Source organism: Pseudonocardia sp. HH130630-07 (genome assembly GCF_001698125.1).
Taxonomy (GTDB): domain Bacteria; phylum Actinomycetota; class Actinomycetes; order Mycobacteriales; family Pseudonocardiaceae; genus Pseudonocardia.
On sequence record NZ_CP013854.1, the window covers coordinates 1,729,503 to 1,741,995 of the forward strand.

General features: G+C 75.7%; 8 protein-coding genes, 1 rRNA gene and 1 pseudogene. 6 read left to right on the plus strand and 4 right to left on the minus strand.

The features are described 5' to 3' along the window. Positions 1-65: 65 nt before the first annotated feature. A complete protein-coding gene (locus AFB00_RS08290; RefSeq protein WP_083275365.1) occupies positions 66-926 on the minus strand; it encodes an alpha/beta hydrolase in 861 nt (286 codons plus the stop codon). Beyond that, complete coding sequence (locus AFB00_RS08295; protein ID WP_068796748.1) at positions 923-3,709, minus strand: carboxypeptidase regulatory-like domain-containing protein; 2,787 nt, start codon at positions 3,707-3,709, stop codon at positions 923-925. The genes AFB00_RS08290 and AFB00_RS08295 overlap by 4 nt, the downstream gene beginning before the upstream one ends. Positions 3,710-3,961: 252 nt before the next feature. Between AFB00_RS08295 and malQ the strand changes: the two genes are divergently transcribed. Together malQ and AFB00_RS08305 are read left to right on the plus strand one after the other, a co-directional pair. After that, on the plus strand, positions 3,962-5,956 hold the full coding sequence (gene malQ / locus AFB00_RS08300) for a 4-alpha-glucanotransferase (protein WP_068796749.1): 1,995 nt from the start codon (positions 3,962-3,964) through the stop codon (positions 5,954-5,956). Between the two features lie 20 nt (positions 5,957-5,976). Then, a complete protein-coding gene (locus AFB00_RS08305) occupies positions 5,977-6,831 on the plus strand; it encodes a 2-keto-4-pentenoate hydratase (RefSeq protein ID WP_197519794.1) in 855 nt (284 codons plus the stop codon). A 12-nt stretch (positions 6,832-6,843) separates the two neighbouring features. On the opposite strand, the gene AFB00_RS08310 is transcribed toward AFB00_RS08305, so the two are convergent. Further along, positions 6,844-7,722, minus strand: a complete 879-nt coding sequence (locus AFB00_RS08310; RefSeq protein WP_068796750.1) for a diacylglycerol/lipid kinase family protein — start codon at positions 7,720-7,722, stop codon at positions 6,844-6,846. A gap of 51 nt (positions 7,723-7,773) precedes the next feature. On the opposite strand from AFB00_RS08310, the gene AFB00_RS08315 reads away from it, so the two are divergent. The 4 genes and pseudogenes from AFB00_RS08315 (at position 7,774) to AFB00_RS31550 (ending at position 11,844) form a co-directional block, all read left to right on the plus strand. Beyond that, positions 7,774-8,574: an SDR family NAD(P)-dependent oxidoreductase gene (locus AFB00_RS08315; RefSeq protein WP_068800120.1), complete on the plus strand. Its 801-nt coding sequence runs from the start codon at positions 7,774-7,776 to the stop codon at positions 8,572-8,574. A 50-nt stretch (positions 8,575-8,624) separates the two neighbouring features. After that, entirely contained in the window at positions 8,625-8,999 is a 375-nt protein-coding gene (locus AFB00_RS08320; RefSeq protein WP_068796751.1) for an RNA-binding S4 domain-containing protein, read from the plus strand. Between the two features lie 22 nt (positions 9,000-9,021). Beyond that, positions 9,022-10,131 (plus strand): quinone-dependent dihydroorotate dehydrogenase, encoded by a 1,110-nt coding sequence (locus tag AFB00_RS08325; RefSeq protein WP_068796752.1) that lies wholly within the window; start codon positions 9,022-9,024, stop codon positions 10,129-10,131. Positions 10,132-10,946: 815 nt separating this feature from the next. Continuing rightward, positions 10,947-11,844, plus strand: a pseudogene (locus AFB00_RS31550) (IS5 family transposase). A 491-nt stretch (positions 11,845-12,335) separates the two neighbouring features. Here AFB00_RS31550 and rrf read toward each other — a convergent pair. Beyond that, positions 12,336-12,452 (minus strand): 5S ribosomal RNA (rrf, locus tag AFB00_RS08340). Positions 12,453-12,493: the final 41 nt, after the last annotated feature.

Consider the following 12,493-nt stretch of genomic DNA (forward strand, 5'->3'; position numbering starts at 1 on the left):
CCTGCATCCGGTGCCGACCACGATCCCACCACCACGGGGTGTCCGGCAGGTCGGGCCGCGGAGGGTCAGTCCGTGCGGCGGACGGCGTCGCGGTGCGCGGCCAGCCACTCCCGCAGGTCGCCGAGCGGGCCCTGCCCGGCCGGCTCGTTGTACAGCTCGTGCCAGAGGCCCTCGTACCAGCGCACCGTGGTGTCGGCGGAGCCGCTGGACTCGGCGAACCTGCGGGTCCCGGCCGGATCGGTGAGCCGGTCCGCGGTGCCGTGCTGGACCAGCACCGGTAGCCGCAGCTCGGCCGTCCGGCGGGGCAGCCGGTCCATCTGCGTGTAGATCGCCGCGCCCAGCGCCAGGGTCGGCTTCCCGTGGTGGACCAGCGGGTCGGCCTCGTACGCGGCGACGACGGCCGGGGCCGAGCTGAGCGCGGAGACGTCGATCCCGACCGGGCGCAGAGCCGGGAGCACCCGCGCGACGAGTGACAGCACCGGGACCAGCGGGGCCGGCACGACGTCGGACGCCAGCGCGGGCGCCGACAGCACGAGGCCGGCGAGCCGGTCCTGGTGCCGCAGGGCGTACGCGAGCGCGATCTGCCCGCCCAGGCTGTGCCCGAGCAGGTACACCGGCACCCCGGGATGCCGGCCGACGACCTCCCGGCGGAAGGTCTCGAAGTCCTGCAGCAGGTCGTCGTAGCGCCGGACGTGCACCCGGGCCCCGCCGGACCGGCCGTGCCCGCGGTGGTCGAGCCCGTACACCGCCCAGCCGTCCGGGCGCACGGCGTCGACGACCCGGCCGTAGCGCCCGGAGTGCTCGCCTATCCCGTGGCTGACCAGCAGGACACCGGCCGGATCGGCGTCGGGCAGCCAGCCCTGCCAGAAGAGTTCCACTCCTCCGACACCGGGCAACCGGCCCTGCACGTCCGGCCCGGGCGTCACGACCCGGTCACGTCCTGTTCGAGATCCGCCCCGGCGGTCACCTCGACGTCCACCCCGGCCGAGCCGGCCGTCAGCCGGTACCGGCCCGGGTCGAGGTCCGGCAGCCGGAACGCCCCGTCGGCGTCGCTGCGCGTGTCCGCGACCTGCTCGCCGTCCTGGAGCAGGGTCACGGCGAGGTCCGCAGCCGGTGCGCCGCCGGAATCCGTGACCCGGCCGTGGACGGCGGCGGAGCGGCTCAGCCGCAGCACGACGCCCTCCGGGAGGTCCCCGACGGCGCACGCGGCGACCCCCGGCCGGTGACCGTGCTGGGTGGCGACGACGACGAAGTCGCCGGCCCCCGGGACCGGGATCCGGGCGACGCCGTCGGCACCGGTGAGCGCGGTCCCGGCCGGGGCACCCGACCGGTCCCGGACGTCGACCCGGGCGCCGGTCAGCGGCAGGCCCTCCGGGTCGAGCACCCGGATCTCGACGTCCCGCGGCGCGGTCCCCGGGACGACGGCGGCCGGCGCCGGAGCGGGCCGCTGGACGGTGAGCGCGATGGCCCCGTCCCGGTCGGTGCCGGCGGCCGGGGTTGCGGTGCTGTCCACGGTGCGGTTCTCCTCCGGTGGCCCGGCCTGCGTGTCGTCGGCCCGGGCGTCCTCGCCCGGTCCGGTGCCCGGCCGGCTCGCGTCACCGGTCGCCGCGGGATCCGTTCCCGGGGCGGCGGGCTCCGGGGCCCGCCGGGGAGCCGGGCCGGGTCCCGCGCCGAGGCCGAGATCGACCCCGGAACCGGTGTCGACGTCCTCGGGGTCGGCCGGGGGCGGCGGCGCGGGGCGGGCCGAGCGCAGCACCCGGGGCGCCGGGCGCGGTGGCGGCTCCTGGCCGTCCTCGGTGTCGCGGAACCGGGTACCGCCGGTCACGAGGCCGATCGGGACGGAGCGCTCGGAGCCGGGCCCGCCCTGCTTCTCCGGGACCCGCCCGGACCAGCCCTGCGGCACGCCCATCCGGTCGCGGGCCTCGCGGAACTCCCGCTCGGTGTCCGGCGACGCAGCACCGCGCGGGGTCCGCCGGTCGGCCGGCGCGCTCGTCACGCGGCGGACCAGGTCGGGATCGACCGGGTTGCGGGCCTCGGACCTCGACGCCGCGGCCGCCCCCTGCCCGAAGTCGATCTGCTGCGGCACCGTCGGGGTCCGGGACGGCCGCTCCGATCCGGCGATCTCGTCGACCTCGACCTCGGCCGCCGGACGGTCCGCCGGGAGGTCGGTGCCGGGCTCCGTGGTGTCCGGGTCACCGGGGCCCGTCGCGGTGGGCCGGGCGGCCTCGTCCGGGGTGTCGGATCCGCTGCCCGTGCGGCTCGCGGCCGCCCCGGCCACAGCCGTCGCACCGAGTACACCGGCGGCCCCGGCGGCCACGACGCCGTCGGCGTCCGGGGCGGCGTCGGCGTCGGCGTGGGCCTGGTCGGCCGGAGCCGGGTCGTCGGCGAGAGCGGTGTCGGCCGCTTCGGAGCCGTCGGTCGCGTCGGAACCGTCGGCCGCGGCAGTCGCGCCGGTCTCGTCCGCGGTGTCGGTCTCCTCCGCGGTGTCGGTCCCCTCCGCGGTGTCGGTCCCGAGCGCGGTGCCGGTTCCATCGGCGGAGTCGGCGTCGGTCGCGTCGGCGGTGTCGGTGCCGGTCCCGACGGCGGTGCCGGTCGCCGCGATGGCCGTCGGCCCGGTCACATCGGCGGACCGTTCGCCGTCCGCGACCGGGGCGTCGTCAGCAGCGGCCCCGTCGGCATCGGCGGGCCCGTCCGGACCGGCAGGCCCGTCGGGGTCCACCGGCCGGGCCGGGTCGTCGACCGGGCCCGCGTCGGAGACCTCGGCGGTGTCGTCGGAGATCCCGGACCGGGCGTCGACGATCGACCGCGGTTCCCCGGAACGGGTCGGCGACGGCACGGACGCCGGACGCAGGTGCGTCACCGGGGCCCCCTGCTCGGGGGTGCTGATGTCCGGTGCGGAGCTGTCCGGTCCCGGCCCGGGGTCGACCGGCTCCGCAGCGGCCACGAACGGCCGCGGCCGCACTGTGGGCGACGGGCGCGGCCGGCGGGGGGCCGGCCGCTCGACGGGCTCGACCGGCTTGCCGTCCTTGAACCCGCGCGACCAGGGCGGGCCGACCGGTCCGGCGCTCACGTCCGGGGTCACCCGCAGCACGTCGGTGCGCAGTTCGGGGATGCGGTCGGTCGGCTCGCCGTCGGACGCCCGGGAGATGTCGGGTACCGACGAGTGCGTGTCGCCCAGCGAGCCGGCCTCGTCCGGGTCGTCGGTCACCGGGTCGTCGGTCAGGGGGGCTTCGGTCACCGGAGCGGTGTCGGCCTCCCCGTCCGGATCCCGGTCGGTGTCCGGGACCGGCGCGGCGGCCACGATCCGGTCGGTGTCCTCCGCGTCACCGGCGGCGGCTGCGTCGTCATCGGAGGTGTCGCCGGACGTGGACGGGTCCGGCACCGACCGGTCGGCGGCGACGGCACCGATCCGCTCGGTCGGCTCGCCCGTCGGGTCCGGTTCCACGCCCGCGTCCGGATCCGGGCCAGCGGCGGGGTCCTCGGCGTCCGGCGCCGTGGGCCGGTCGACCGGTTCGCCGGCCGCGGGACGGCGACGGCCGTCGTCCAGCCCGCGGGCCCGGCGGTCGACGAGATCGGCCACGGTGCGTGGCGGAGTGTCGTCCCGTGTACTCGGGTGCCCGTCCCGGTTCCGCCCCCACCGCAGGAACGCTGCGATCCCGACGGCCACCAGCACCACCACCAACAGCCCCAGCGGGGCCCACGTCGACACCTGGAGATCCTCCTGCCGGAACGGACGAACCGGGCGCGACGACGACGGACGGCCCTGCGAAGGTCCGGCGCGCCGCCTCGGCCGCGGCCCGGCAGGGCCGTGACCCGGTCGGCGCATCCGGCGACGCACCGTAGCACCGATCACCGCCCGACCGGGGTGGAGCGAACCCGGCCCGCGTGTCGACGCCGACCCGCGGGCGGTACGCCACACCGGACGGGCCGCGGACCGCCGGATCCACCAGGATCTACCGGTATGACCAGCGACCCGGTGTCCCCCGAACTCGCCGAGATCGCCGACGCGCACGGCGTCGCGACCTCGTACCTGGACGGCTCGCGCACCGAGCGACGGATCGACGCCGCGGTGGTCCGCGATGTGCTCGGCCTGCTGGAGGTCGACGTCTCCGGACCGGGGGCCGAGCGGGTCGCGCTGGCCGGGGCCCGGCAGCGGGCGTCCGCCGGGGCGCTGCCGCCGACCATCGGGCTGCGCTCGGACCGGTCCCGGCCGGTGCCCAGGCGCGGCCGGCTCACCGCCACCGACGGTAACGCCGCCGGTACCGGATCCGATGTGGACGGATCGCTGCCCGCCGGCCTCACCCCCGGCCGCTACCTGCTGGAGACCGACGCCAGGCGGTCCGCCGTGATCGTGGCGCCGCCCGGGCTGCCCGACCCGCCGCGGACCTGGGGCTGGATGCTCCAGCTCTACGCGCTGCACTCGTCGGCGTCCTGGGGCATCGGCGACCTCGGTGACCTGACCACGCTGATCCGGGGCGGGCACGGCGCGGGGGCGGTGCTGCTCAACCCGCTGCACGCGATCACGCCGGTGCCAGCGGTGCAGCCGTCGCCGTACACGCCGTCGTCACGGCGCTACTCCACGCCGCTCGCCCTGCGGATCACCGATCTGCCCGCCTACCGCGACGCCGCGCCGGCCACCCGGGCCGAGGTCGACGCCCTGCGGCCGGAGACGACGGGTGACCGGATCGCCCACGACCGGGTCTGGGCGGCGAAGCGCGCGGCGCTCGAGGCGTTGTGGCGCGACGCGGGCAGCTCGGACGGCGTCCCCGGCCCCGACGCGGCGGACCTGCACGACTTCGCGACCTACTGCGCGCTCGCCGAGCGGTACGGCGGCCGCTGGTCGCTGTGGCCGGAGGGGCTGCGCCGCCCGGACGGCGCCGGGATCGCCGCCGCCCGGCGCGAGCTGGCGCCGCGGATCGCCTTCCACTCCTGGGTGCAGCGCCGGACCCAGGCCCAGCTGGCGGACGTCCGCACCGCCGCGCGGGAGGCCGGGATGCCGGTCGGCGTGATCCACGACCTGGCCGTCGGCTGCGACCCGGAGGGCGCCGACGCCTGGATGCTGCAGGACGTGCTGGCCCTGGACGCGACGGTCGGCGCCCCGCCGGACGCGTTCAGCCAGCAGGGGCAGAGCTGGGGTCTCCCGCCGTGGCGCCCGGACCGGCTCGCCGACACCGGGTACGCCGCGTTCGGCGACATGACCAGGGCACTGCTCGCGCACGCCGACGGGCTGCGGATCGACCACGTGATGGGCCTGTGGCGGCTGTGGTGGGTGCCGTCCGGTGCGAGCCCGGACCGCGGCACCTACGTGCACTACGACGCGGACGCGATGCTCGCCGTCCTGCTCCTGGAGGCGCACCGGGCGCGGGCGCTCGTCGTCGGCGAGGACCTGGGCACGGTGATCCCGCGGATCCGCGAGGACATGGCCGAGCGGAACCTGCTCGGGTCGACCGTGCTGTGGTTCTCCCGTGACCCCGACCCGGTGACCGGTGGCGACGACGGCCCGCTGCGCCCGCCGCGGCGCTGGCCGGAGCGCTCCGTCGCGACCGTCTCAACGCACGACCTCCCCACCGCACCCGGTTTCCTGCGCGGCGAGCACGTCCGGGCGCGCGCCGAGCTCGGCCTGCTCGACGACCCGGCGGCCGAGGAGGCGAAGGCCGGTGCGGAGCGCGACGAGCTGCTCGCGCTGCTCACCGCGGAGGGCCTGCTGGACTCGCCGGACGAGACCGACGAGGACACGATCGTCGTCGCGATGCACGCGCTGCTGGCCTCCGCGCCGTCGCGGATCGTGCTGGCCTCGCTCTACGACGTGCTCGGCGAGGTCCGCCAGCCGAACCTCCCGGGCACCGTCGACGAGTACCCGAACTGGCGGATCCCGCTGCCGGTCGACCTCGACGACGCGCTGGCCGACGACCGGGTCCGCCGGGTCGCGCAGGTGCTGGCCCGGCGGGGCGGGTGACCTGGCAGTATCCACCACCGATGACAGCACAGGGTGATCCCGAGCGCTCCGCGGCGGACGGCGCCGTCGCCCCGTCCGCCGTCGACCTGGTCCGTGCGGACGGGACCGCGGGCGCGCTGTGGCAGGCGTGGACGACCGGTGAGCGGATCGCCGCACTGCCCGAGCTGCTGCGGCCGCGGACCCCGGCCGAGGGCTTCGCGGCGCAGCAGCGCCTGTCCGAGCGGGCCGGGGCGTCCTACGGCTGGAAGCTGGCGGCGACGTCGGCGGCCGGTCAGGCGCACATCGGGGTGGACGCCCCGCTGCCCGGCCTGCTGTTCGAGCGGTTCCGGCACGCGCCCGGCGACGTCGTCCCGGCCGACGCACCGCACATGGCGGTCGCCGAGGCGGAGTTCGCCTTCCTGCTGCGCTCCCCGGTCGGTCCCGGGGCCGGGCCGGACGAGCTGCGGGCCGCGGTCGGTGCGGTGCACTGCGCGGTGGAGCTGCCCGAGTCGCGGTTCGACGACTTCGCCGCGGCCGGTGCGCCGTCGCTGCTGGCCGACGCCGCGTGCGCCGGGCGCTTCGTGCTCGGCCCGGAGATCGCCAGGGGCGCCGGCCTGGACCTCGCCTCGACCCCGACGGCGCTGCAGGTCACGACCGCCGACGGTGAGAACGGCGCGCACGGCAGCGGGGCGGCTGTCCTCGGTGACCCGTGGACCGCGCTGGCCTGGCTCGCCGACGCCCTGCCCGAGCACGGTGTGCGCCTCGGGGCCGGCACCCTCGTCACGACCGGGACGACGACGGCGCCGGTCCCGATCCGGCCCGGCGCCACGGTCCGGGCGTCGTTCGGCCCGGACGGCACGCTCGGCGTCGTCGAGTTCTCGCTCGCGCCCGCCTGAGGACGCCGGCGCTCAGCGCAGGACGCGCAACGCCCCCGGGAGGCACCGGACGCGGACCTCGGTCCCGGCCTCGACGTCGTCGATCTCGCCGTCGATCTGCACCGGCATCGGCCCGCACGCGGTGAACCGGAACTCGCGGGTCGAGGGCTGGCGGCCCAGCCCGAACAGCGCCGCCTTCACCGCGATCCCCAGCTGCCGCCACTTCGGGCGGTGTTCGAGCAGCACGACCTCGAACAGGCCGTCGTCCGGGCGGCTGTCCTCGCTCACCTCGGCGACCTTGGCCATCTCGCCGATGTTGGCGAACACCAGGTTGTCGATCCGGCGGCGGCTCCCGGTCGAGAACTCGATCTCGAACGGGGTGAACGCCCAGAACGACCGCACGGTGCTGACGACCTCGCGCAGCGAACCCTTGCCGCCCTTCTCGATCTGCAGGGCGACGACCGGGGTCAGCCCGAACCCGATGTAGGAGTGCGCGTGGTGCGGGGGCAGGTCGCCGCGGCGCAGCTCCAGGACGTCCATCCGCTCCGGCTCGTCGCCCACGATCGCCTCGGCCAGCGGGCGCCGCGCGGTGACCCGGCGGTGGTCGTTGGCGTTTCCGGCCGCGAGCACCGCCGCGGCGGCCCGGGTGTCGGGCACGTCGAGGATGCCGTTGACGACCTCGTTGTAGCCGCCGTCGCCGCTGGCCGAGACGACCAGCGGGTGCCCCGGCCCGGACGCCGCGTCCCGGGCGATCTCCCGGGCGTGCCCCGCGTACTCGGTGGGCCGCAGCTCCACCGGGAGCTGGGGACGGACGGCTGCGAGGTCGTCGCGCAGTTCGCGGGCGAGCGCGTCGGCGTTGCCGGTGCTCCCCGGGTTGAACACCACGAGGACGGAGTCGATCGGCTCGGCCACGTACGCAGCGTAAACGGCACGCTCCGCCGGTCGTACGGCACGGTGGTCGGCATGGATCTGCAACTGGGTGGACGGCGGGCGATCGTGACCGGTGGGAGCCGCGGGATCGGGCTCGCCACGGCCCGGGTGCTCGCGACCGAGGGCGCCAGGGTCGCGGTGCTGGCCCGGGACCCGGACGCGCTCGGGGCCGCCGCGGCCGGGCTCCGCGAACGGACCGGTGCGCAGGTGCTGGCGGTACCGGCGGACACGACCGACGACGCGGCCGTACGCGCCGCCGTCCGGACCGTCGCGGAGACCTTCGGCGGGGTGGACGTACTGGTCAACGCCGCGGCCCGGCCGGCGAGCTCCGGGGTGCCGTCGGATCTCGGCTCCACCACCGACGACGTGGTGCGGGCCGAGTTCGAGACGAAGGTCCTCGGCTACCTGCGCTGTGCCCGTGCCGTCGCACCCCTGATGACGGCGCAGGGCTGGGGCCGGATCGTGAACGTGAGCGGGCTGAACGCGCGCAAGCCGGCGTCGCTGGTGGGCTCGGTGCGCAACGTCGCCGTCGCGTCGATGACCGCGGCGCTCGCCGCCGAGCTCGGGCCGCAGGGGGTCAACGTCACCGTCGTGCATCCCGGGATCACCGAGACCGAACGGACCCCCGGCGTCCTCGCGGACCGCGCCGCCGCGGCCGGCACCACCACCGAGCAGGCCCGCGCCGAACTGGGTGCGACGACGACGATCGGCCGCATCACCACCGCGGCCGAGGTCGCCGACGTCATCGCGTTCCTCTGCTCGCCCCGCTCGGTCGCGGTCAACGGCGACGCCGTCGCCGCCGGCGGCGGGACACCGGGCGCCACTCACTACTGAGCCGGCCGCGGGCGCTGCGGCCGTGTCCGCGGCGGTGGCACGATGACCGGATGGACGCGACCCGCGTGGACCGGTGGCTGTGGTCGGTACGCCTGGCCAAGACGCGCGCCGACGCCGCGACCGCCTGCCGCGGCGGGCACGTCCGGGTCAACGACCGCCCGGTGAAGCCGGCCGCGCCGGTCCGGGTCGGCGACACCGTGCGGGCCCGGGTGTACGACCGGAACCGGATCGTCGAGGTCTCCCGGGTGATCGAGAAGCGGGTCGGGGCACCGATCGCGCAGGAGTGCTACGTCGACCACACCCCGCCGGAGCCGCCCCGCGGCGAGGCCCCGGTGTTCGCCCGCCGGGACCGGGGCGCCGGGCGTCCGACGAAACGGGACCGGCGCATGCTCGACCAGTTGGGGCTGTCCCGCGGGGACCAGTGAGCGCACCTGGGAGAATGGGCGCATGTACGACGTCCTGATGCGCACCGTCCTCCGGCACCTGCCGTCCGAGCCCGCCCACCGGATGGGCTTCGGGGTCGTCCGGGCGCTCGGCGGCGCACCGGTCGTCGGGGAGCGCACCGCCGAGCGTCTGGTGACGACCGATCCGGTGCTGCGCACCCGGGTGCTCGGTCTCGATCTCGCCGGGCCGCTCGGCATGGCCGCCGGGTTCGACAAGGACGCCGAGGGGGTGCTCGCCCTGGGCCGCCTCGGTTTCGGGGCGGTGGAGATCGGCACCGTGACCGGGCGCCCGCAGCCGGGTAACCCGGCACCCCGGTTGTTCCGGCTCGTCCAGGACCGCGCGCTGGTCAACCGGATGGGTTTCAACAACGCCGGCGCCGCGGCCGTCGCCCCCCGGCTCGCCGCGTTGCGTGCGCGGACGGTGCCGGGGATGCCGGTGCTCGGGGTGAACATCGGCAAGAGCAAGGTCGTGCCGGCCGACGAGGCCGTGCAGGACTACCGGGCGAGCGCGGCCGCGCTGGGCGCCTACGCGGACTACGTCGTGGTCAACGTCAGCTCCCCGAACACCCCGGGCCTGCGGGACCTGCAGCAGGTCGACGTGCTGGAACCGTTGCTGCGGGCGGTCCGGGAGGAGCTGGACCGGGTCGCCCCGGACCGCAGGGTCCCGCTGCTCGTGAAGATCACCGTCGACCTGGCCGACGCCGACGTCGACGCCGTCGCCGACCTCGCGGTGCAGCTGGGGCTCGACGGCGTCGTCGCCACGAACACCACGGTCTCCCGGGACGGCCTGCAGACCTCGGCAGCGGAGGTCGCCGCCGCCGGCGCCGGTGGCCTGTCGGGTCCCCCGCTGCGGGACGCGGCCCGTTCTGTCCTGCGCCGGTTGCGCACCCGCCTCACCGACGACCAGGTCGTGATCTCGGTCGGGGGCATCGACGACGCCGCCGAGGCCTACCTGCGGATCCGGGCCGGCGCCGCGCTGGTTCAGGCCTACACGGGTTTCGTCTACGGCGGGCTGCTGTGGCCGTCGCGGCTGCACCGTGAGCTCGCGGCACTGGTACGTGCCGACGGGTTCACCGGCATCGAACAGGCCGTGGGGGCCGATCTCCGGTCCTGACACCCGCTCCGGGGTGCCGGGTGTCGCGGTGCCCGCCCCGGATTCCCGGCGTGCCCCGATGGCGCTCCGCCACCTGCGTGCCGCCCTGGCCGGTGGCGCTCGACCGCCTTAGTACTGCCCGTACCCCGGTGGCGCTCGGCCACCTTCGTGCTGCGCCCCGGCGCTGGGCCGCGGCACGTCCCGCGCACCCTGCGCACGCCTCGTTCGCCAGGAGCGGGCCGGTACACACCCGACCGGGCCACGTGCCCTCGCACGCAGAGACCGCCGGCCACCCCACCAGGCGGCAGCTCTGACTTCGGGCCCTCACTCACCGAGCGGAACCGGCACGTACCCGGCGGGAGCAGACAGGCCTCGCGCCTGCTCCCGCACCGCACGTGCCCGACCGGGAATGCAGTCTCGACTCGTGACCTCTAGCTCGCCGCGCGGAGGCCGACACGAACCCGACCGAGCGGGCAGCACCCACTCGTGTCGCGGGTGCGACCACGAGTGGATCCCGGCTCCGCGCTCGGTCGCAGAGGTCTGCCGTGAGGTCTGCCGCAGAGACCGCGCCGAGGTGTGCGTCAGCGGGCCGTCCGGCCGGGCGATCCCCGCTGACATACATCTCGGCGCGGATGGCCGCTCCGTCATGGCCACGGATGCGCGCCGATCTGCGGATCGGTCGGTGTGACCGGCGGGCTGTGTGGTGGAGCGCCGTGACCGATGTTCGGCGCGTTCGTGACGGGCTGGTGTGTCCGGCGTGCACGGCAGGTGGTGTCCTCAGCCGGCCTAGAGCGTGTCTCCCAAATGGGCGGAGCGGGGTGCGCGATGCTTGATCGGTGCCGCGTACCGCTGTCCTGACTGATGCCCAGTGGGCCCGTCTGGCGCCGCTGTTGCCCTCCTCCGAGGGTCGTCGCGGGCGCCCGTTCCGCGATGACCGCCGGGTGCTCGAGGGGATCATCTACCGGTATCGGTGCGGGCTTCCCTGGCGCGACGTCCCAGCCGAGTTCGGGCCGTGGCAGACGTTGTGGAAGCGGCACCGCCGCTACAGCGGCGACGGCACCTGGGACCACATCCTGGCTGCTCTTCTGGTCGAGGCCGACGCCGCCGAGGTGCTCGGGTGGGCGGTCAGCGTGGACTCCACGATCATCCGTGCCCACCAGCACGCCGCGACCCTCAAGCGCGACACAGGGGGCCGGATCGAACTACACGAATCTGCTCGCCGAACCAGCAGATCACGCGCTGGGACGGTCCCGCGGAGGGCTGTCGACGAAGATCCACCAGCTCGTTGACGGGCACGGCCGCCCGCTGGTGGTCCTCCTCGGCCCCGGCCAGGGCGGCGACTCGCCAATGTTTCCGCACCTGATGGCGCGCCTGAGCATCGCCCGACCGGGCCCGGGACGACCCCGGACCCGGCCTGAACGCGTGCGCGCGGACAAGGCCTACTCCTCACGCGCGATCCGCCGGCACCTGCGCGAGCGCCGGATCATCGCTGTCATTCCGGAGCCCTCTGACCAGCAGGGACACCGCAAACGACGGGGCTCACGCGGTGGCCGACCGCCCGCATTCGATCCGGTCGACTACCGAAACCGCAACGTCGTCGAGCGCGGGTTCTGCCACGTCAAGCAGTGGCGCGGGCTGGCCACCCGTTACGACAAGCTCGCCCTGACCTTCCGCGGCGGCGCCGTCCTGAAGGCGATCGTCACCTGGCTCCGCGCATTGGGAGACACACCCTAGGCGGCCCCGCTCCTGCACCTCGACCGCACCATGTCCGGTGTCCTGGGTCCCGATGCCCGCGGTATGCATCGACCTCGCAGCCCGCGCTGCGACCTCGCAGCTGCGGTGGGGCCTGCGCCGTCGAAAGATGCACTGTGAGGTCGGAGACGCAGGTCCCGGTACCTCGGCCGACGCCGGGCCGGTGCCGGTCCGGTGCCGGTGCCGGTGCCGGTGCCGGTGCCGGTGCCGCGTCATCTGCCGAATCCCGGCAGATGACCCTTCGTGGCTCCGGTGCCACGGCAGCGGACCGTCGGTGTCGGTGTCGCGGTGACACCGTCGCCGGTACCGGCGATGTCAAGCCCGCCGACGTCACGCCGACCACGGCCGGCCGCCACACCACGAACCGCGGTAGCGACACCACCCCACGAAACACCCTGAAACACAAAAACTGGGGGATGTCCCCAGAACCCTGTTTCAGGTTCCGGGAACATCCCCCAGCATCACACGTTGAATGTCGGCGACGACCTACTCTCCCACACCCTGACGAGTGCAGTACCATCGGCGCAGGAAGGCTTAGCTACCGGGTTCGGAATGGGACCGGGCGTTCCCCTACCGCCATAACCACCGACAACACTATCAACTTATCCCCCACCACCCCCGACACGCGCAC